We start from the raw sequence: 20,506 nt of genomic DNA on the forward strand, positions 1-20,506 counted from the left end.
TCTATATACATTCAAAAACATAAAGGATGGATTCCATCTTTTTAATAAAAAAAATAACCAGTATTTACTGGTTATTTCATCTGCGGATCAAGTCTGTTATTTTGACTTTTAATCATATCTAAATCAGCCTTGTCACGCGCTCTTTCTTTTCTTACCCATCGGTAGAAGATCAGCCCTAATACAAAAGCATAGATGACTTCTTGGAATATTTTCATCGTAACACCGCCAACGTGCTGATCTTCTGAAGGCGTCATGGTTGCATAGATCCTAGGAACATTTCTATAAGTTTCATACAGTGTATAATCAGCAAACATAATCAGAGCACAAGCTGGTGTCATTAAAACACCATTTGCAAAAACATATCCCACTTTCTTAATATCTGAAAGTGTGTCAAGTTCCTTTACGGGACAAAGAACTGGCCACCACATCGTGAAGGCAGTCACAATAAGTATAAAATGATAGGTATAATGAATAAATACATTTGATACTGCTGCATCAAATACTACAGGTATGTGGTAAAACGAAAAAAGAGCATTGAAAACGATTAATGCGATTAATGGTTTTGTAAGTGCATGAAACACTTTTGCGATTAATGGACTTTTCTCAAGAAAGCTTTTCCATTTTTTCTCCGGAATAGCCAAGATGAACAATGGTGCAATCATCAAATATAATACTGCCATTTGTGCCATATGAACACTAAACAGATAATGATGACCCAAGATTTGTATGGGTGTTCCTTTAATCGCGATAAATAGAACGATTGATGAAACCATTGCAGCAATATTCCATTTTGTTGCGATAGATGTGCCGTCTTTTTCTTTTATGATCCATCTAAAATAAATGATGGCCAACAGGATAGAAATGATATATACAGATGGTGGATAAAGCTCATACCAGCTAAATTCACTTAGACTCGAGGGCATATGATGATTGTGATGCAATTTTGTCATCTCCTTTTAGGATACTGCTCACTATAACTATAACAGTCTTTTAATTCCTTGTAATGGTAAGACGGGACAATTCTTAATTTTGTAACAAATAAAAAAGGGCTGCAAGTCGCAGCCCTTTTATTTATTACGATGTCCAGATCATTGCCATTAATGAGGCTACAGTTACAGCTGCAACCAATACACCACTGGCCATACCCCATATAGGGAAATCATGCCCTTTGTGGCTTAAGTGCATCCAGACATAAAGCTGGAAAAACACTTGGACAACAGCCAATGTAAGGATAAAGATAACAGCAAAAGAATCACTGATCTTATCACTCCAAATAGCGAAAAACGCTACAATCGTTAAAAGAATCATCATAACAAAGGAAACATTGTGATGCTTTCGTTCCTCTTTTAAGGCAAGTTTACGCTGAATTTCCTCATGACGATGCACGGTTGGTTCAGTAGTATTATGGTGATTAGCCATTGATTAACCCACCTTTCCCATTAGATATACAACTGTAAAAATGAATACCCATACAACATCGACAAAGTGCCAATAAAGAGCAAACAAATAATACTTAGGTGCGTTAGCTAATGTAATACCTCTGTTCCAGTTTCTGGCCAATAAAGTTGAGATCCAAAGAATTCCGAACAATACGTGAGCTCCGTGGAAACCAACTAATGAATAAAACGCAGATCCGAATGCAGAACTAGTGAAAGTATGTCCTTCATGAACATAGTGTATAAACTCGTAAATCTCTAGGCCGAGGAATCCGAGTCCGAGCAGTAAGGTTACGATAAACCAGCCTTGTAAAGAACGTACTTTGTTTTGTTTCAAAGAAAGTACGGCATATACACTCGTAAGAGAACTTGTTAATAAAAGCATAGTTGCCAAAAATACTAACGGCAGTGAGAATAATTCTTCCCCAGATGGACCATCTAGATGCATCTTTCTTAGACCTAAATACGTTCCAAATAGAGTAGCAAATAAAACGGTTTCTCCACCTAGGAAAAGCCAGAATCCTAAAAATTTATTTTTACCTTCAAGGGTAGCTTTTTCCGGATGAGCAGGGAAATTAGCATCTGTTAAACGTTCTCCAGCATTCATTAAGCTCTACCCCCTTTAATGTCTGCTTCAACTTCTTTTTTATGAATATGATATCCATGATCGTCAATAACAGAGCGAAGGAACATGGTTACTAATACTCCGCCTAGACCAACAATAGCAACGATCCAGTTTGCATAAATAAATCCAAAACCTGCAACAAACATACCCAATGATAAGAAGAATGGCAGGATGGAACCATTCGGCATATGAATTTCACCTACAGGTTCAGCTGGTGTCATTTCACCATTGCCCGCTGTTTTTTCAACATACAACGGATCAAGTCCACGAACAAGCGGTGTTTGAGCAAAGTTATATTCAGGTGTTGGAACCGGCATTGCCCACTCAAGGGTACGACCGTCCCAAGGATCTTTCGTAGCTGCATGCTTCGCTGAAGCAGAGATAACAATATTGATTAACAATACAATTGTCCCAAGACCCATTAAGATTGCCCCAATTGTACTTACAAAGTTTGAACCATCAAGCTGTTGTCCAGACATGTACGTATAAACACGTCTTGGCATCCCCATCAGACCTAACCAGTGTTGAGGGAAGAAGGTTAAGTGGAAGCCAATAAAGAACAGCCAGAAGTTTATCTTTCCTAGTGTTTCATTCAACACTCGATTAAACATTCTTGGATACCAGTAGTATAACCCAGAGAATAATCCTAAAATCAAACCACCAACGATTACATAATGGAAGTGAGCTACTACGAAATAACTATCATGGTATTGGTAGTCAGCAGCAGGTACAGAAAGCATAACCCCTGTAACTCCACCCATTACAAACGTTGGTATGAATCCTACAGCAAATAGCATAGCTGTTGTGAAACGGATCTGTCCGCCCCACATCGTAAAGATCCAGTTAAAGATTTTAACACCAGTCGGAATGGCAATCGCCATTGTCGCAACCGCAAAAATGGAGTTTGCAACAGGTCCAAGACCAACCGTGAACATGTGATGGACCCAAACCATGAATCCTAAAAATCCGATAAGAACTGTTGCGAATACCATTGCGCTGTATCCGAACAAACGTTTACTTGAGAAAGTAGAAACTACTTCAGAGATAATACCAAAGGCAGGCAAGATCAATATGTAAACTTCAGGGTGACCAAAAATCCAGAAAATGTGCTCCCAGATCAATACGTTACCACCCATATCTGGATTAAAGAAATTAGCATCGAATACACGTTCAAACATTAGCAGGAAGAATCCTACTGTAAGTGCAGGGAATGCAAATAAGATAAGTCCAGATGTTACAAATGAAGCCCAAGTAAATAGAGGCATACGCATAAATGTCATACCAGGCGCACGCATATTAATAACTGTTACAAGGAAGTTGATCCCCCCGGCAAGTGTACCTGCACCAGCAATCTGAAGACCAAGAACGTAGAAATCTACACCTGTATCTTCTGCTACAGTGGAGAGAGGTGCATAAGCAGTCCATCCTGCTTCAGGTGCTCCGCCTAAGAACCAGCTAAGGTTCAATAATAATCCACCGAAAAAGAATAACCAAAAACCTACTGCGTTAACATATGGAAATGCTACGTCACGCGCACCAATCTGCAATGGAAGGATCGCGTTCATAAATCCAAAGATGATCGGCATGGCTGCCAAGAAGATCATTGTTGTACCGTGCATGGTTAATAATTGGTTATAAAGTTCGCCAGTAAAGATCTTGCTGTCTGGCTCCATCAATTGAATACGCATCAAGATGGCTTCGAGTCCTCCGATTAGGAAGAAGAATCCGCCAGCCAAAAGATACAAAATACCGATTTTTTTATGGTCAACGGTAGTGAGCCAATCCATTAGCCCACTTCTCTTTTTGTGACTTTCGTGAGTTGCCACGGTGTAACCTCCTTTTTTCAAAGCTTAAGACTATTTCAATTTAAGATCTAACAAGTAATCTGAAACCGCATCAATTTCCTCATCAGAAAGGTTTACTTTAGGCATGTTATTGCCTGGTTTCACTTCTTGAGGGTCTTTGATCCATTTCTTCAGATTTTCTTTGTTATGTTCTAAGATACCTGCTACACGGTCTTTATCACCAAAACCATTTAGGCTTGGTCCTGTGTTACCGCCTTCTTGTCCAACTGCGTGGCAAGAAATACAGTTCTTTTCAAAGACTTGTTGTCCGTTTGCATTAGCAGAAGATTTACCGTCCGCAGCCTTAAAGCTTGCAACCCAGTTCTTATAGTCTTCTTTAGAAACAACTCTTACTTTGAAATCCATTAAAGCATGTGATGCCCCACAAAGCTCAGCACATTTACCTTTGTACACAACATCTGTTTCGCTCCCAGTATCAAACCACATAAAGTTTTTGTTCTTATCCCCAGGGTTTGTATCTGTTTTACCTGCTAATGAAGGAATCCAGAACGAGTGGATAACATCAGCAGAGGATAACTCAACATGAACTTTTGTATCCGCAGGCAATACTAATTCCTGTGAAGTAATCAGTTCTTCTTTTGGATACTCAAATTCCCACCAGTATTGGTGACCTGTTACTTTGATGCTCAGTTCATTTTTTGAAGCCGGTTTTGCATCTGCAGAGAATTCAAACGTTCTCATAACAGTTGGCACCGCTAAAATGATAAGCAAAAGAATAGGAATAACAGTCCATAATAACTCTAGCATGTGGTTACCTTCCACTTGCTTCGGTGTAGATGTGTCACCTTTTCTCTTTCTAAACTTCAATAATACAAATGCATAAAGAACGAAAACTACCACTAGAACCAGAATCATAATACTAATTGAAATCAGCATTAGCTGGAACTGTTTGTCAGCAACTTCACCTTGCGGAATTAACGCCGATAGAGTCGGATCTCCGCACCCCATCAATAAGAGTGCCAACATGGCAAATAAGGAAACCATACGTCCTTTTTGTAGCCATTTTTTCATCACTACATATACCCCACTTTCTCGTTGTAGTCTGTCTTGACTGATCTTCTATCTATTCAATTCAAATAAAAAGATATTTGAATGGAAATAGCAAAATAGCTTATGAAAGCCCTTTTATGTAAAGGCAATTACAGGAACAGCCAAATTCACGCTGTTCCAATTTGTAAACCATCATATTAAATATTTACTAGAATCATTGCGACAAACATGATTGTCATGTAATTCAATGAATACACAAACATCATTCGCGCCCACTTCATATCATCTTTTGTTTTTAATCCTGAGAGAGCTAAAATTAGCCATCCTGTACCTAACACGGCAGCCAAAATTAGATATACCATCCCAAAATCAAACAGGTAAAGAGACACTGGGAGCAATGCCGCTACATACCAAATCATCTGGCGCTTTGTAATTCCAAATCCAGATACGACTGGGAGCATAGGAATGCCAGCTTTTCGATAATCTTCACAGCGTTTCATGGCAAGTGCCAAAAAGTGCGGTGGTTGCCATAAGAACATGATCAGGAATAAGATCCATGCGATCCAATGAAGATTCGCATCTACTGCAGCCCATCCGATTAGCGGAGGTACAGCCCCTGAGACACCACCTACCACTGTATTAATGGAATGAGTACGCTTTAGCCAATATGTATAAACGAAAACGTATACAAATAGTCCAATCAATCCAATAACTGCTGCTGTAGCTGTCGTCATCGCAAGCATTACCGTTCCTATACCTGATAGAATAATTCCCACCCATAGGACCTGACTGGCAGAAATACGGCCTGTTGCAGTTGGTCTTTCTACGGTTCTTTCCATAAGCTGATCGATATCTCTATCTATATAGTTATTTAAGCAGCATCCTCCGGCAATAACTAACGCCGCTCCAAGTATACACAATACTAATGGAAGGATGTTGTCTGTAAGCAAATAACCATTATACTTTAGGGCTAGGAAGAACCCCGCAAAAGTCGTAATCAAGTTACTCATTACAATTCCAAGTTTTGCGATGGTTAAGAAATCTTTCCAAGTACCCGTTGGTCTTGCTTCTGAAAGAGGTCCCGGTTCCATAACCTTGTTAGCGGCTTCATATGCAGTTGGTGTTTTGCTCAACACAGATACACCTCCTTCTAAGGGGAATTCAGTTCCAATTCTTTCTTCAAGTGTAAGATAAGCCCTCATTCATTCTATATGGGCTTGTACGTAAAATCAACGGTTAAAAATTGTCTTGATCTGTTCACAATATGTAAAGTAGATTGATTTCCCCATATGTTAGGATAAGAATGTACAAAGAAAGTAAAGAAAATGTCCTTTAACATTATAAAACAAAACAAGTACTTTGTATACTTCGACTCGTACCGACAGTACCTTATATTATTTGTACTATCAGCTCGGTAGGATTACTAGCAAATTTTTTTACAATTTTGTGAAGTTTATAGAACTATGAAGCAGGTGAATTAAAAGTGAAAAGAGCTTATCAATTATTCTCTATTATTACTTCATTCGGTATGCTCCTCGTTTTACTTATGGGAGCTGTTGTTACAAAAACAGATTCTGGCGATGGTTGCGGTAATTCCTGGCCTCTTTGCTATGGAGAATTACTCCCGACTCAGCCTAAGCTTGAAACGATTATAGAAGTCAGTCATCGCTATGTATCTGCGTGGTTAGGCATTTTAGTAATCATTCTAGCGATATGGGCGTGGAAAAGAGATCCAAGAAAAGAAGTTAAGATACTCGCTGTATCAGCTGTATTTTTCATTGTTCTCCAAGGTCTTTTAGGAGCGGCGGCAGTTATATGGAGTCAGTCATCTGCAGTACTTGCTTCACATTTTGGTTTCTCACTCGTATCATTTGCCAGCGTACTGCTAATTGCATTGCTATCTTTTGAAGACCGTGAGAATCCTTATACAGCAAGAGTTTCTGCAGCATTTAAAAAGAACCTCTACTGGCTCTTTGCTTACTTATATGCGGTTGTTTACACTGGCGCGTTAGTAAGACATACAGGTTCAAGTATGGGATGCGGGCAAGAGTTCCCGACATGCGGCGGTACGATTACTGAATTAGGTTCTCAAGCCAGCATACATTTTCTCCATCGAATGGCAGCTATTCTATTGTTCGTATGGATCGTCTACTCGTGGTATCATGCCAGAAAGTTTTATAGAAATCAGACTACATTAAACAAAGGTTTGATGTATGCTGCATTATTCGCTTTACTCCAAGGTGTTTCAGGTGCCATGATCGTTTTATCCGATTTGAACTTATTCGTAGCTTTATCACATGGTTTAATCATTTCATTCTTATTCGGAACACTCAGTTTCGTAACTTTGATCATTTATCGGAAATAGTTTTTTTATTAGCTGACAGTTAGGTCATATAGGAGACTTAGCTGTCAGCTATTTTTATAGAAATGAAGTGGGTTATTAGTCTGCGCGAACACTGGAATGAAGTTGAACCGTGAGTACCCGAGCATCTGTCGGGCTAAGAATCACCAGCTTTTCTAGCTTTTTATACTAGGAAATGCCCCTTATCTTTTCTAAAAAAGCCGGAATTCTTACTTATACTGAAACTTGGCTGACGCCAACTGTGCGTGTCAGACTTTTTGTATATTATGAAATAACGTAAAAGGTTTTCTATGCACTGTATTGTGAGGTCTATGGCATAATTTTCGAATCCTATGCACTAATTTGATTCGTCTATGCACATAAAACTAGGCTCTATGCATATTACGCTTTTCTATGCACAAAAATGTGACTTCTATACATCATTTAAGAGGTTCTATGCACATCTCACAAAGTTTCACCTGGTAAATACCAAAATAAAATCAACTAAAATCCACACTAAAAAAAGACGCCTCTTCATGAGACGTCTTTTTAGTGATTATTTTTCTAGTTCGATCAAGAGATCGCCGGCGCTGATGGCTTCTCCGTTTGATACAGAAATGGTTTTAACTCGCCCGTCAAATGGTGCTTGGACGGTAGTTTCCATTTTCATTGCTTCGGTAATCATCAAATGATCGCCTTTCTTCACTGTCTCCCCTGGCTCAACCAAGACTTTGATCACTGTTCCTGGCATGCTTGCCCCGATTTGAGAAGGGTTCGAAGGATCGACCTTTTGTTTAGCTAAAACCGTTACTTTTGCACTTTCATCGGTAACGACGATTTCACGAGATTGCCCGTTAAGCTCAAAATAGAGAACTCTAGATCCATCACTTTGAGCTTCACCGATCGAAACGAGTTTTACAATAAGCGTTTTTCCTTGCTCGATCTCAACTTCGATCTGTTCACCTAATGTCATGCCGTAGAAAAATGTAGGTGTGTCCAGAACAGAGATGTCTCCGAATTGGCCGTGCATTTTTTCACGGTCTAAGAACACCTTCGGATACAAAGCATAGGCAAGAGCATCGAAACTCGTAACTTGGCGGTTGATCTTATGGAAAAGCGTTTCTTTTATATCTTTAAAATCAGCAGCTTCAAGCGTTTCACCAGGGCGAACCGTTAAAGGCTCTCTACCTTTTAGGATGATCTGCTGAAGTTCACGAGGGAACCCTTGATATGGCTGTCCGAGGTAACCTTGGAAGAATTCAACAACGGAATCAGGGAAATCGAGTGATTCTCCTCTTTCATAGACTTCATCCTCAGTTAAATCATTCTGCACCATATAAAGCGCCATGTCACCAACGACTTTTGAAGACGGTGTTACTTTAACAACATCTCCAAACATATCATTTACTCGTCGGTACATCTGCTTCACTTCATCCCAGCGCTCTCCAAGGCCGACAGCTTTCGCTTGCTGCTGCAGGTTACTGAACTGGCCACCAGGCATCTCATGTTCGTAAACCTCTGGATCTGGAGCGTTCATGCCGTTTTCGAAGCCTGAGTAATACTTTCTGATATCTTCCCAATAACCGGAAAGCTGATTTGCATGCTGGATGTTCAAATCTGGCTGTCGTTCATTGCCTGTTAGTGCATAGTATAACGAGTTAGCACTTGGCTGTGATGTTCCTCCTGCCATTGCACTCACTGCCACATCGACAATATCTACACCAGCTTCTGCTGCTTTTGCGTAGGTATAGATACCATTTCCGCTCGTATCATGTGTGTGAAGATGGATCGGAATGTCAATTGACTCTTTTAGTGCTGAAACGAGATCATAAGCTGCTTGAGGCTTTAACAGTCCTGCCATATCTTTGATCGCAAGAATGTGAGCACCTTCTTGTTCAAGTTCCTTCGCTAGATTTACGTAATAGTTTAGATCGTATTTCGTGCGGTTTTTATCAAGGATATCTCCTGTATAGCAAATAGCTGCTTCAGCAATTTTCCCTGTTTCACGTACAGCGTTAATCGCGACTTTCATGCCTTCCACCCAGTTTAAGCTATCAAAGATTCGGAAGACATCGATTCCAGCCATCGCAGACTTTCTAACAAATTCTTCGATGACATTATCCGGATAGTTTTTATAACCTACTGCGTTCGATGCTCTTAAAAGCATTTGGAACAAGACATTTGGCGCTTTTTCTCTAAGCTTTAGAAGCCTGTCCCACGGATCTTCATTTAAGAAACGATAAGCTACGTCAAACGTTGCTCCACCCCACATTTCCATGGAGAACATATTTGGCCATAATCTGGCAGTAGGCTCTGCGATATGAAGAAGATCGTTCGTTCTTACACGTGTGGCAAGTAGCGACTGATGACCGTCTCGGAAAGTAGTATCAGTTAGCAATAGCTTCTTCTGGTCTTTGACCCATTGAGCAACTGCTTCCGGTCCTTCACGATCCAAAAGCTGTTTTGTTCCTTCTGGAATAGGTTCAGTCCGTTTTACTTTAGGGATACGAGGTTGGTTGAACACTGGTTTCTCTTGTTTTTGCAGACCAGGAAAGCCGTTGATCGTTGTTGCTCCAATATAAGAAAGCATTTTTGTTCCTCTATCTTTACGTTTAGGAAACACAAACAATTCACTGCTCGTATCAATAAAGGAAGTATCATAGTCTCCTGACAGGAATTTCTTGTGGGTTACCACGTTTTCTAGGAAAGCGATGTTGGTCTTGATCCCACGAATACGGAATTCTTTTAAATTTCTTAACATTTTAGATGCAGCTTGCTCATAAGATAATGCCCATGTTGAAACTTTCACAAGCAATGAATCATAAAAAGGTGTGATGACTGCACCTTGGTAACCATTACCGGCATCCAGTCGTACTCCGAATCCACCACCAGAACGGTATGCCATGATTTTTCCGGTATCTGGCATGAACTGATTGGCAGGATCTTCAGTTGTAACACGCGATTGAATCGCATATCCATGACAATAAATTTCCGACTGTTGCGGAATTCCTAATTCTTTACTGTGCAATGAGAAGCCCTGAGCAATAAGAATTTGGGATTGAACAATATCAATACCCGTTACCATCTCAGTAATCGTATGCTCTACCTGTACGCGCGGATTAACTTCAATAAAATAAAAGTCACCATTTGGCGTCACAAGATACTCAACAGTTCCTGCATTCACATATCCAACATGCTCCATTAATGAAACCGCAGATTCACAAATCTCGTTACGCAGTTCCTCAGTTAGGGAAACACTCGGTGCTACCTCAACTACTTTTTGATGTCTTCTTTGTACGGAACAATCACGCTCGTAGAGATGAACGAGATTCCCTTCATAGTCTCCAAGAATCTGTACTTCGATGTGTTTTGGCTTGTCTAAGAATTTCTCAACATACACTTCGTCTTTACCAAAAGCAGCCTTTGCTTCAGACTTTGCTCTTTCATAGCTTTCTGCCAATGAATTTTCGCTTCTGACAATTCGCATACCGCGGCCTCCGCCGCCCATTGAAGCTTTAATGATAATTGGGAAACCATGTTGTTCTGCGAAGGACCTCACTTCATCCAGTGAGTTTACAGGACCATCGCTTCCTGGGATTACTGGAATATTCGCATCAATAGCAGCTTGTCGCGCTTTTACTTTATCCCCGAAAATATCCAAATGCTTTTCTTCAGGACCTATAAAAATAATTCCTTCTTCACGGCATCGCTTTGCAAACTCTTCGTTTTCTGACAAGAAACCATAGCCAGGATGAATTCCATCTACACCGTTTGTTTTTGCTATCTCAATAATTCCCTCGATATCGAGATATGCATCTATCGGCTTTTTCCCTTCCCCGACCAGGTACGCTTCATCCGCTTTATAACGATGATAGGAACCGGTATCTTCCTTTGAATATATGGCTACAGTTCTAATATCCAGTTCAGTACATGCCCGGAATATTCGAATTGCAATTTCTCCTCGGTTTGCTACTAAGACTTTGCTGATTTTTCTGCTCATACAAGTTCCTCTCCTTTTACCGTTACATGATGGCTTCTAATCTCTTTCTTTTTACATTCGGTTGTTTGTCAGGTACTTTCTTATTCACTTTTACTTTTGCAGAAATATTTATCAGAATTCCCATCGATGTCATGAACAACAGAAGGGAAGATCCGCCATAAGATATAAACGGAAGCGGGACACCAGTGATAGGCAACAAACCTACTGCCGCTCCTAAGTTAACAACTGTTTGGATACCGATCATGCCAGAAATGCCAAAGGCTAGCAGACTCGTATAAATATCATCACTTTGCATACCGATCCAGAATCCCTTCAAAACGATATACCCCAAAAGAGCAATGATGATAAACACACCTATAAAACCTAATTCTTCAGCGATGATCGCAATGATAAAATCAGTATGGGGTTCAGGCAAAAAGCCGTATTTTTGGATGCTTTGTCCAAGACCGCTTCCCGTTATCCCGCCAGCCGCGATAGAAATATAACCGTTTACAAGCTGGTAACCATCACCTGCCGGATCTTTAAATGGTGCAAAAGCGGCGTCAAAACGAGAAAGCTGTTCATCACTCAGCTGAAAGAAAATCCCAAGCCCCACTATTCCGGCTAACGCGGCCATTGAAAAAATATGTTTAAATTTAATCCCAGAGCAAAAAAGAATAATTCCTGCTACACCTGCTACAATCATGGCAGTCCCTAAATCCGGCTGTAAAATGATTAAAATAAACATAATGGCAAAGATGCTGAGTGGAGGAATTACGCCTTTTTTAAAGTCATGCATCTTACCTTGTTTCTTTGAATAGATAGCAGCCAGATAAATGGCGAGTGTTAGTTTGATGAACTCAGCAGGCTGAATTCCGACTGGGCCTATGTATAACCAACTTTTAGCATTGTTTACTTCTCGCCCAAAAATCAAAACGGCAACCAGCACTCCTATAGATACCAGTACGATTGGAAGCATTAATTTTTTGTAGATCTGTACGTTGAACCTCATCGTAAAATACATTAAAAGCAGCCCCACAATTAAAAAGATAAGTTGTCTTGTAAAGAAAAAACTGCTGCTATAATCGTATTTATTAATCGTTACCCCTATACTAGCGCTGTAGATCATGACTAAACCCGAACTGCATAAAATAAGCACAGCCACTAAAAGAGAATAGTCATAGGGTCTTACTGCTTTTTTCACTTTTTCCACCTTTCTCCTCTCTAACTTTCATAATTATTAGATATTGTAACACAGAAATTCTTTTTCTTAATGATTCAGCCTGCGGGTCATCCTTTAAACATATTATTTCGTAACATTGTACCAGTTTTTGATTAAAAATAAAGGTTTCTTTATAAATATAAAAAAATCCAGTCCAAATGTTTTTTCGGACTGGCTGTGTATCATTTTTTCATAGATGCATCATGTAATGCAGTGAGCTGTTTTTCGAGCGATTCCAATAATTGTTTGCCCGCTTCTTCTTCTACTAAATTCAAGCGGACTGCAAAATCTATTTCACGGGATAAACCAAACATTTGCGTATCCAATACTTCCTCATAGAGGGGACATTGTGGCATAGTTAAGTTTTCCATTTGAACTTCAATCAATTTCAGGATTTTATCTGCATCTGCTTTTAAGAGTTCAAATGCCCTTTCCCGATGTCCAGTTGCCATCTCAGCTGACAATGATCATCCCTCCGTTCGAACGAATTTCTAACTTTAAATATACCGGTTTGTCTGAAAAAAATCAACATATTACAGTATTCATATATTCATGCTATGCTTTTAGTAGTGTTTTCAAATCAAGGAGGTACATATGGAATTCATCGTTGCCCTTAACGGGAAAGTAAACTACCCGCTGACTTTAGATCCTGGTGTTTGGATTTTTGATGATAGAAAAGAAAATCTTAACACATTGTTTGATGAGCAAAAAGACAAAGAAAGCGAGCAAGAAAAATACTTAAAAGACGTTTCTGCTCACTGGGATAGAGAATTAAAAGAAGGTGCTGTCCCTCCAGCTGAAAAGGACAAACAAACACCGAAAAAAACCTTAAAAGAGACTCTTCTGACCGGTTCTTTCGCGATTTCTTTATCTTATTTTATCTATAATGCACAACCGCAACCTGAAGCGAAAAAAGTACGTTTTGAAACAGGTGACGGAAATGTTGAAATCACACTTAAAGAAGCACAAGACGGTTACTTGGCTTTTTCTGAAAATGGTAAACCATTAAAAGAAGACGGACCGGTTCACTTTTACTTTGGGGATGGAAGTAACAAAGAAAATCCGATCAAACGAGTCACAGCTATCACAGTTATTTAAATAAATTTTCAAAATCAAAACGCGGCAGCTCCTTTTAAGAAGCTGTCTTTTTTCTTTACAGGAGGTCTGCTGCTATTTGAGCTAATGACGAACGTTCCCCTTTTTCCAGCCGTACATGTCCGCTGACTGCCTGGTCTTTAAATTTTTCCACTACATACGTCAATCCGTTCGTAAATTCATCCAAATAGGGATGATCAATTTGCTGAGGATCACCCAGAAGCACAATTTTACTACCTTCTCCTACCCTGGTGAGAATCGTTTTAACTTCATGCTTCGTCAGGTTTTGAGCTTCATCAATAATGATAAACTGATCTGGCAAACTTCTCCCTCTAATGTAGGTAAGGGCCTCAACATGGATTGAGCCGATACCAGCTAAAATCTTTTCGAGTTCCCCCTGCTTTTTTGTATTGAAAAGGTATTCGAGATTATCATAGACAGGCTGCATCCAAGGTTTGAGTTTTTCTTCTTTCTCGCCTGGAAGATAGCCAATATCTTTCCCTACAGGAACGATTGGACGGGCGATAAATAACTTGATGTAATCTTTCAAGTCTTCCGTTTGAAGTAATGCCGCTGCCAGTGTAATGAGCGTTTTTCCAGTGCCCGCTTTTCCGATCAAGGTAACTAATGGCAGGTCTTTTCTCAGTAATAATTCAAACGCCATTTTCTGCTGAACATTCCTAGCACGTATCCCCCATACTTGTTCAGAATCATATCGCAGAGGCTTTAAACTTTTGCCAAACTCGTCTACTTTCCCAAGGGCTGAAACCGAGGATCTAAAAACATCTTTTAAAATGACAAATTGATGTGGATAAAAGGAATGCCCAGTCAGTTCGATCAGCTGAAGTTCATTTTTTTCATAAAATTTATTCAATAGTTCACCTTGTACATAAATCTCTTTATATCCTGTATAAGTCTGGTCATTCTTATCAATTACACGGTCACTTAAAAAATCTTCTGCATCTATCCCAAGAGCATCTGCTTTTACACGGACCAATACATCTTTTGAAACCAATATTACTTTGACACCGCTTTTCTTAGCCTCTTCCTCTTGTTTTAAATTTAGTGTAACTGCAAGGATCCGATTATCATTCGTCGGTTCAACAAATGTATCCTGAAGCCTTTGAAAGGATTTATGATTTAGCTCAACACGAAGCTTTCCCCCATTTTCTAGCTGTACCCCTTGATGGAGTTTGCCATTCTGCCTGACACGGTCAATAAGACGGGAAACTTCTCTTGCATTTCTCCCAATTTCGTCCATATAACGTTTCTTGGAATCCACTTCTTCTAAAACTACCGCAGGTATGATTACCTCACTGTCCCCAAATGATTGGATGGAATAGGGATCCTGCAAAAGCACGTTTGTATCTAGGACGTATCGTTTATTCAACATTCAGCCTCCTGACTTAAATGTAATCCTATCTATTCAGTGCATTTTTATGGACTGCCTATTAAAAATGTATGTGTGAAGGAATAAAGTTAGAAGAATGAACAAAAAATAACGGAAATGACTTGGAAAGGACTGATATGATTTTGAAGACATTACGAATAGCTGCAGTAATGAGTGCAATCTTTGTTCTTTTTGGCTGCATGAATGAAAACAATAATAATGCACAGCAAAGCGATAAAAATACACCACGTCTGACTAAAGTAAATCAAACAGCACAAGGCAAGAAACAAGCTCAGCCAAAAGGTTCTCAGGAGGTTTCAAAGCATCTCGTTAGCCTAGCAACAGGGATTCCAGGGGTAGAAGATGCCACAGCTGTTGTCTTAGGTCCATATGCAGTTGTAGGAATTGACGTAGACCGCAGCCTTGATAATTCTCGGGTCGGTTCGATTAAATACTCTGTAACAGAAGCTCTTAAGGATGATCCTAACGGTAGAAATGCGGTTGTAACCGCAGATCCCGATCTTGTAGAGAGACTCCGTCAGATGGGAAAACAGATCCGACAAGGACATCCAATCGGTGGGATTATGAATGAATTAGCTGGCATCGTTGGACGTTTAATGCCACAAGTTCCACACAATCTTGATACTGACAAACCTTCTCCTACAGAAACAAACAACGGTCAGCTTTCTGAGAAAGAGGAACGTGAACTGAAAAATAACCAGCAAAAACAAGAAAAATCAAAAAAGAATCAGCCACAGCGGTTAAAAAACGAAAGCTAAGAATAACGAGACTGATAAGGAAGAATCATTCCTTGTCAGTTTTTTTTGTTACTTATGTATGTACAAACTATGCGCGTTTTCATTTTCCTTTAATTGGCAAAACATGTGATATCGTTCATTTTTATGTGAATTATCATACTTTTTTGTGTGATATTAAGAAGCTCGGCTGTCTAACGGCCGTGTCTTATTCAGCCAACAACAAGCCTCTAATTCTTCTTGAAAAATACCTGTACCACTTAATAACCTTTATTGGTATTCATTCGTTTATTTAATTTACGTTTTTCTTTATGGTATACTATTCGAAAGAGGTGAAATCAAATGCGTGTAAAATGCGTATTATGCGATAATATTGAAGTTATTGAAAATGAATGTTCACTTGCAAAGAAGTTACGAAATAGACCCATACACACCTTTATGTGCGAAACATGCAGAGAGCGTATTACTCGAAAAACAGCCCAGCGGGAAGCTACAGGTAATTTTACTTTATATAGAAGTCCAGATACAAACAATGATTGGTAATCGCTTATTCACTTGGACTTTTTATGGAACAATTGCCGGCACCCTGCTGGCTTGTTTTTTTTATCTATTAGAAAAAAGCTTTGGAATTAGCCTTTATACGTTTTTAGTGAATATTGATTTCTTACCCTTACCTGATTCCATTCTTTCCTCTTTTTTGATTCAGTACCTCTCTCATATTGTTATTTCAGTGGTTTTGATAGCAGCTGTTGATCTTTTCTCTGAAACGTATAGGCGCCCCTATCTTATCTCTTTAATCATAAATGCCTGTATGTCCTTTACCTTTTTTCCTCTTTATCGTTTGGCTATCACAAAGCCCATTCAACCCCCATTAAGCTTGCCATTTACACTTTGGCTGATCGGACATTTTCTTTTTGCTATGATTATTGGATACTTTGTATCTGTTCTACATAAAAAAAGGAGTGCTGATTGATCAGCACTCCTCGTTATATCTGGGTTCATTTTGTATTCCTTCGTATAAAGCATCCACTGCATCGACAAAAAATCGTTCAGTTTGTTCCACTCCGTCCACTTCAAACGCTACAATGTAAAACGGTCCTTGAACGGAAACAGAATGAATGATTACGCGATGGTCATCTCTTAAGATTTCACTAAAAAAATCAAAAGTATCTTTTGCAGCTAAATCATTCGGCCGTTCTTCATGTACTTTTTTAATGCTTAGCCAGTTGGAAAGAGCATCGATAAGTTTCATTTAGAACCTCCTGCTTAGCCGTTTTCTTTTTTACTTTGGTGTAATCTTACCTTATAGATGATCAGGATAAGTGCAGCTACAATCAAGCCTTCTGCGACTGGAAGTCCGATTCCGAAAAACGCTAAAGGTATGCAGCCGATAATCAAAAACAGATAGATCACGACCGATTTTAACGGTGGCAATTTTTTTGCAAATCCTAATTTAAATACAATGATGCTAAGCACTGTAATGATTAAATAAAGCAGCAAGAAAGCTCTGACTTCGTTGTGTTCGATCCCCAGCAGCAAAGCCATTGAGGACGAACCTTCACCTGTTGCTTCCATGATATCTTGTTCTTTCACGATTCCCCACTCCCGCTTCTTAAAAAATAAGTTTAGCCTTGAGCAAGTTTCTTTTTCTTCTCTACTCTTTCACGTTCGCTCTTGTCTAGAATCTTTTTACGGAGACGAATGCTCTCTGGTGTTACTTCACAATACTCGTCATCGTTCAAGTACTCTAACGCTTCTTCTAGTGACATAACACGAGGCTTTTTCATTGTAACCGTCTGGTCTTTGTTAGCTGAACGCATATTCGTCATCTGTTTCATTTTAACAATGTTAACGGTAATATCGTTCTCACGAGTATGTTCCCCAACGATCATCCCCATGTAAACTTCTGTACCAGGCTCTACGAAGATTGTACCGCGGTCCTCAACACCCATGATTCCGTATTGAGTTGCTTTACCGTTTTCCATAGAAACAAGAACACCTTGACGGCGTCCACCGACGTTTCCGGCAACCATTGGCTTATAGCTGTCGAACGTATGGTTTAGGATCCCGTATCCTCGAGTTTGTGTTAAGAATTCAGTTGTATAACCGATCAATCCGCGTGCAGGAACCATGAACTCTAAACGTACTTGTCCTGAACCGTTGTTGACCATATTAAGCATTTCACCTTTACGGTCTCCAAGTGATTCCATGATCGCACCTGTGTACTCTTCAGGAATATCAATTTGAACACGTTCTACTGGCTCGCATTTCACACCATCGATCTCACGGATAATAACTTCAGGTTTTGATACTTGAAGCTCGAATCCTTCACGACGAAGGTTCTCGATTAGGATGGAAAGGTGAAGCTCACCACGGCCGGAAACTGTCCAAACATCTGGTGAATCTGTGTTTTCAACACGCAAACTTACATCTGTTTCTAATTCAGCCATTAAACGTTCTTCAATCTTACGGCTAGTTACCCATTTACCTTCACGGCCGGCGAATGGAGAGTTGTTTACCAAGAAAGTCATCTTCAATGTAGGTTCATCAATACGAAGTACTGGAAGCGCTTCTTCTTGGCCTTCAGGACAGACTGTTTCCCCAACGTTGATCTCTTCCATTCCGGAAACAGCGATAAGGTCTCCCGCTTTTGCTTCTTCAATTTCAATACGTTTTAACCCTAAGAACCCAAAAAGCTTCGTAACACGGAATTTTTTCACGGAACCATCAAGCTTCATTAGTGATACCGCTTGTCCAACTTTGATCGTACCGCGGAATACACGTCCGATTCCAATACGGCCAAGGTAGTCGTTATAATCAAGCATTGTAATCTGGAATTGAAGCGGCTCTTCACTGTTATCCACAGGTGCAGGAATCGTATCAATAATAGTATCAAGCAACGCTGTCATATTTTCATCTTGCTTGTTTGGATCTGGATCCATTGAAGCTGTCCCTTTTAATGCTGACGCGTATACAACTGGGAATTCAAGCTGCTCTTCTTCAGCGCCAAGGTCGATAAATAGATCGATTACTTCGTCTACAACTTCTTCAGGACGGGCAAAATCACGGTCGATCTTGTTAACGACTACGATCGGAGTTAATTTTTGCTCAAGCGCTTTTTTTAGTACAAAGCGTGTTTGAGGCATACAGCCTTCATAAGCATCAACAACAAGTAAAACGCCATCAACCATTTTCATGATACGTTCTACTTCTCCGCCAAAGTCAGCATGTCCTGGAGTATCCATAATATTGATGCGTTTGTTATTATAATTAATGGCAGTATTCTTTGCTAAAATGGTAATACCGCGCTCACGTTCTAAGTCATTTGAGTCCATTGCGCGTTCATTTACTTGCTCATTTTCGCGGAATGTTCCTGATTGGTGAAGCAGTTTGTCAACCAACGTTGTTTTACCATGGTCGACGTGGGCGATAATCGCTATATTACGTAAATCATCTCTTGTATTCAAATTATTCTCTCCTTATATCCTATCTCTTTTTCTTATCTTTTTTTGTTCAACTTGACTATTATATCACAAATTTAATTAAAGGCTTTTTCTTTTTATGTAAATTCGTTACACTTATTATGCAGCATCTACTGATTTTTTTACATGTGGAGGTCAACATGAACGTATTTTTCTTTATTATCGCCTTGCTTACAGCTCTAGCTATATGCGGAATAGGTGTGGCGATCGGCGAAAAAAGTTTACTTATTTTTATCATATCCTTGATTTCTGTTTTCATTTTAATGGGTTTTGGATTTACATTAAAGAAAAAGCAAAGAGAGCGTTCATAAAGAAGGCTCTCTTTCTTTTTGACTATTATTCACTTTGGTTATGTACGGATTTTTTACACGAAAGTTACCTTTCCTTGCTAATTGCTTTAATTCTCCGGATCGCTATTCCCGCTTAAGCCTCACCGTACCAAAACATTTAATATTTCTTCATGTAGACCAGGTCTAGCCGCTAAGATGCTGTTTTGTTTCAACAGCTGTATCGGTTTGCCGTCTGTATTGGTAGCAATTCCCCCAACTTCATTCAGAAGAATCAGGCCAGCTGCAAAATCCCATGGAGACAACCTCATTGTCATATAAGCATCAAGTTTTCCTGATGCCACATAAGCGAGTTCGATAGCAGCAGAACCATATGAACGCGTGCCTCTTGATTTTCTAACAATTTCCTGTACATTTTCGTGATTAATTCTTTTATTCGGACCGACCCATGTAGCGTTTACCCCAATAACTGCTTCAGAAAGAGTCGTTTTATCTAATTTTGGAAGTTTATAGTCATTTAAAAAAGCACCTTTACCATCTTTGGCAAAATAAAGATTCTGGTTGCCAACATCATAGATCAAACCCATTATACCTTTACCATCTTCATAAATACCGATTGAAATTGCAAAATTTGATTGCTGATGAATGAAATTTGTTGTGCCGTCGATCGGGTCAATAATCCAGATGATACCTGAAGTATCCTGAATCTCATCCCCATACCCCTCTTCGCCTAAAACTTTGTGATCAGGGAACACCTTTTGTATCTTTTCTATAAAAAACTTTTCAATATTCTTATCCATATTTGTGACAAGGTCAGCAATATGTGATTTATATGTAATCGTTAATGTATCTTCGAATGACTTTTGCAGCATCTCTGCGGCTTCAGCCGTCCAAGCTTTTGCTGCTTCTTCTATCTTTATACATGTTTCTTTTTCCATCGTCTCACCCCTTGACTTTCTTATAGTATAAGTCATATTCGGTCTGTTCACAAAAAAACGAACCATCCGTTCATGATGGATTCGTTTTTGCTACCCGCTAT

General features: G+C 39.5%; 20 protein-coding genes. 6 read left to right on the top strand and 14 right to left on the bottom strand.

The window, feature by feature from the left end; genetic code table 11:
• Positions 1-71: 71 nt before the first annotated feature.
• The 6 genes from M3206_RS02915 to cyoE all read right to left on the bottom strand — a co-directional run bounded on the left by M3206_RS02915 (position 72) and on the right by cyoE (position 6,007).
• Entirely contained in the window at positions 72-941 is an 870-nt protein-coding gene (locus M3206_RS02915; protein WP_251311000.1) for a cytochrome c oxidase assembly protein, read from the bottom strand.
• A 133-nt stretch (positions 942-1,074) separates the two neighbouring features.
• Entirely contained in the window at positions 1,075-1,419 is a 345-nt protein-coding gene (locus M3206_RS02920; protein WP_251311001.1) for a cytochrome C oxidase subunit IV family protein, read from the bottom strand.
• A gap of 3 nt (positions 1,420-1,422) precedes the next feature.
• Positions 1,423-2,043, bottom strand: a complete 621-nt coding sequence (locus M3206_RS02925; RefSeq protein WP_251311002.1) for a cytochrome c oxidase subunit 3 — start codon at positions 2,041-2,043, stop codon at positions 1,423-1,425.
• Entirely contained in the window at positions 2,043-3,887 is a 1,845-nt protein-coding gene (ctaD, locus tag M3206_RS02930) for a cytochrome c oxidase subunit I (protein ID WP_251311003.1), read from the bottom strand. Before ctaD ends, M3206_RS02925 begins: the two co-directional genes overlap by 1 nt.
• A gap of 30 nt (positions 3,888-3,917) precedes the next feature.
• Entirely contained in the window at positions 3,918-4,937 is a 1,020-nt protein-coding gene (coxB, locus tag M3206_RS02935; protein WP_251311004.1) for a cytochrome c oxidase subunit II, read from the bottom strand.
• 176 nt (positions 4,938-5,113) lie between these two features.
• Positions 5,114-6,007, bottom strand: a complete 894-nt coding sequence (gene cyoE / locus M3206_RS02940) for a heme o synthase (protein ID WP_251311044.1) — start codon at positions 6,005-6,007, stop codon at positions 5,114-5,116.
• Between the two features lie 392 nt (positions 6,008-6,399).
• Between cyoE and M3206_RS02945 the strand changes: the two genes are divergently transcribed.
• On the top strand, positions 6,400-7,281 hold the full coding sequence (locus tag M3206_RS02945; RefSeq protein ID WP_251311005.1) for a COX15/CtaA family protein: 882 nt from the start codon (positions 6,400-6,402) through the stop codon (positions 7,279-7,281).
• Between the two features lie 532 nt (positions 7,282-7,813).
• On the opposite strand, the gene pyc is transcribed toward M3206_RS02945, so the two are convergent.
• From pyc to M3206_RS02960, 3 genes are all read right to left on the bottom strand, one after another.
• On the bottom strand, positions 7,814-11,257 hold the full coding sequence (gene pyc, locus M3206_RS02950; protein WP_251311006.1) for a pyruvate carboxylase: 3,444 nt from the start codon (positions 11,255-11,257) through the stop codon (positions 7,814-7,816).
• Positions 11,258-11,279: 22 nt separating this feature from the next.
• On the bottom strand, positions 11,280-12,440 hold the full coding sequence (gene ftsW, locus M3206_RS02955) for a putative lipid II flippase FtsW (RefSeq protein WP_251311007.1): 1,161 nt from the start codon (positions 12,438-12,440) through the stop codon (positions 11,280-11,282).
• Between the two features lie 200 nt (positions 12,441-12,640).
• On the bottom strand, positions 12,641-12,910 hold the full coding sequence (locus tag M3206_RS02960) for a YlaN family protein (protein ID WP_413466112.1): 270 nt from the start codon (positions 12,908-12,910) through the stop codon (positions 12,641-12,643).
• A 142-nt stretch (positions 12,911-13,052) separates the two neighbouring features.
• Here M3206_RS02960 and M3206_RS02965 point away from each other — a divergent pair, with 142 nt between their 5' ends.
• Entirely contained in the window at positions 13,053-13,556 is a 504-nt protein-coding gene (locus M3206_RS02965; RefSeq protein WP_251311008.1) for a peptidyl-prolyl cis-trans isomerase, read from the top strand.
• A gap of 55 nt (positions 13,557-13,611) precedes the next feature.
• Here M3206_RS02965 and M3206_RS02970 read toward each other — a convergent pair whose 3' ends face one another.
• The gene (locus tag M3206_RS02970) at positions 13,612-14,946 is read right to left on the bottom strand and encodes a PhoH family protein (RefSeq protein ID WP_251311009.1); all 1,335 of its coding nucleotides are present in this window, start codon (positions 14,944-14,946) and stop codon (positions 13,612-13,614) included.
• Between the two features lie 140 nt (positions 14,947-15,086).
• On the opposite strand from M3206_RS02970, the gene M3206_RS02975 reads away from it, so the two are divergent.
• The 3 genes from M3206_RS02975 (at position 15,087) to M3206_RS02985 (ending at position 16,671) form a co-directional block, all read left to right on the top strand.
• Positions 15,087-15,722: a YhcN/YlaJ family sporulation lipoprotein gene (locus M3206_RS02975; protein WP_251311010.1), complete on the top strand. Its 636-nt coding sequence runs from the start codon at positions 15,087-15,089 to the stop codon at positions 15,720-15,722.
• Between the two features lie 318 nt (positions 15,723-16,040).
• Positions 16,041-16,241: a YlaI family protein gene (locus M3206_RS02980; RefSeq protein ID WP_251311011.1), complete on the top strand. Its 201-nt coding sequence runs from the start codon at positions 16,041-16,043 to the stop codon at positions 16,239-16,241.
• Positions 16,231-16,671: a hypothetical protein gene (locus M3206_RS02985; RefSeq protein WP_251311012.1), complete on the top strand. Its 441-nt coding sequence runs from the start codon at positions 16,231-16,233 to the stop codon at positions 16,669-16,671. Before M3206_RS02980 ends, M3206_RS02985 begins: the two co-directional genes overlap by 11 nt.
• Here the strand turns inward: M3206_RS02985 and M3206_RS02990 are convergent, their stop codons facing one another.
• The 3 genes from M3206_RS02990 to typA all read right to left on the bottom strand — a co-directional run bounded on the left by M3206_RS02990 (position 16,672) and on the right by typA (position 19,165).
• Positions 16,672-16,950 (bottom strand): hypothetical protein, encoded by a 279-nt coding sequence (locus tag M3206_RS02990; protein WP_251311013.1) that lies wholly within the window; start codon positions 16,948-16,950, stop codon positions 16,672-16,674. It lies immediately after the preceding gene.
• A 14-nt stretch (positions 16,951-16,964) separates the two neighbouring features.
• Positions 16,965-17,243: a YlaH-like family protein gene (locus M3206_RS02995; RefSeq protein WP_251311045.1), complete on the bottom strand. Its 279-nt coding sequence runs from the start codon at positions 17,241-17,243 to the stop codon at positions 16,965-16,967.
• Between the two features lie 80 nt (positions 17,244-17,323).
• Positions 17,324-19,165, bottom strand: a complete 1,842-nt coding sequence (gene typA, locus M3206_RS03000; RefSeq protein ID WP_251311014.1) for a translational GTPase TypA — start codon at positions 19,163-19,165, stop codon at positions 17,324-17,326.
• A 155-nt stretch (positions 19,166-19,320) separates the two neighbouring features.
• On the opposite strand from typA, the gene M3206_RS03005 reads away from it, so the two are divergent.
• Positions 19,321-19,491, top strand: a complete 171-nt coding sequence (locus tag M3206_RS03005) for a DUF5325 family protein (protein WP_251311015.1) — start codon at positions 19,321-19,323, stop codon at positions 19,489-19,491.
• Between the two features lie 119 nt (positions 19,492-19,610).
• Here the strand turns inward: M3206_RS03005 and M3206_RS03010 are convergent, their stop codons facing one another.
• Positions 19,611-20,405, bottom strand: a complete 795-nt coding sequence (locus M3206_RS03010) for an inositol monophosphatase family protein (protein ID WP_251311016.1) — start codon at positions 20,403-20,405, stop codon at positions 19,611-19,613.
• Positions 20,406-20,506 lie beyond the last annotated feature (101 nt).

Origin of the sequence: Fictibacillus phosphorivorans, from assembly GCF_023715845.1 — a bacterium.
GTDB classification, from domain to species: domain Bacteria; phylum Bacillota; class Bacilli; order Bacillales; family Fictibacillaceae; genus Fictibacillus; species Fictibacillus phosphorivorans_D.

Coding starts and splice junctions, on each gene's coding strand:
- M3206_RS02920 (WP_251311001.1), bottom strand. CDS start 1,419: ATGGCTAATCACCATAATACTACTGAACCAACCGTGCATCGTCATGAG.
- M3206_RS02925 (WP_251311002.1), bottom strand. CDS start 2,043: ATGAATGCTGGAGAACGTTTAACAGATGCTAATTTCCCTGCTCATCCG.
- M3206_RS02980 (WP_251311011.1), top strand. CDS start 16,041: ATGCGTGTAAAATGCGTATTATGCGATAATATTGAAGTTATTGAAAAT.
- cyoE (WP_251311044.1), bottom strand. CDS start 6,007: ATGGAACCGGGACCTCTTTCAGAAGCAAGACCAACGGGTACTTGGAAA.
- M3206_RS03010 (WP_251311016.1), bottom strand. CDS start 20,405: ATGGAAAAAGAAACATGTATAAAGATAGAAGAAGCAGCAAAAGCTTGG.
- M3206_RS02960 (WP_413466112.1), bottom strand. CDS start 12,910: ATGGCAACTGGACATCGGGAAAGGGCATTTGAACTCTTAAAAGCAGAT.
- M3206_RS02995 (WP_251311045.1), bottom strand. CDS start 17,243: ATGGCTTTGCTGCTGGGGATCGAACACAACGAAGTCAGAGCTTTCTTG.
- M3206_RS02990 (WP_251311013.1), bottom strand. CDS start 16,950: ATGAAACTTATCGATGCTCTTTCCAACTGGCTAAGCATTAAAAAAGTA.
- pyc (WP_251311006.1), bottom strand. CDS start 11,257: ATGAGCAGAAAAATCAGCAAAGTCTTAGTAGCAAACCGAGGAGAAATT.
- M3206_RS03005 (WP_251311015.1), top strand. CDS start 19,321: ATGAACGTATTTTTCTTTATTATCGCCTTGCTTACAGCTCTAGCTATA.
- M3206_RS02970 (WP_251311009.1), bottom strand. CDS start 14,946: ATGTTGAATAAACGATACGTCCTAGATACAAACGTGCTTTTGCAGGAT.
- M3206_RS02985 (WP_251311012.1), top strand. CDS start 16,231: ATGATTGGTAATCGCTTATTCACTTGGACTTTTTATGGAACAATTGCC.
- coxB (WP_251311004.1), bottom strand. CDS start 4,937: ATGAAAAAATGGCTACAAAAAGGACGTATGGTTTCCTTATTTGCCATG.
- M3206_RS02965 (WP_251311008.1), top strand. CDS start 13,053: ATGGAATTCATCGTTGCCCTTAACGGGAAAGTAAACTACCCGCTGACT.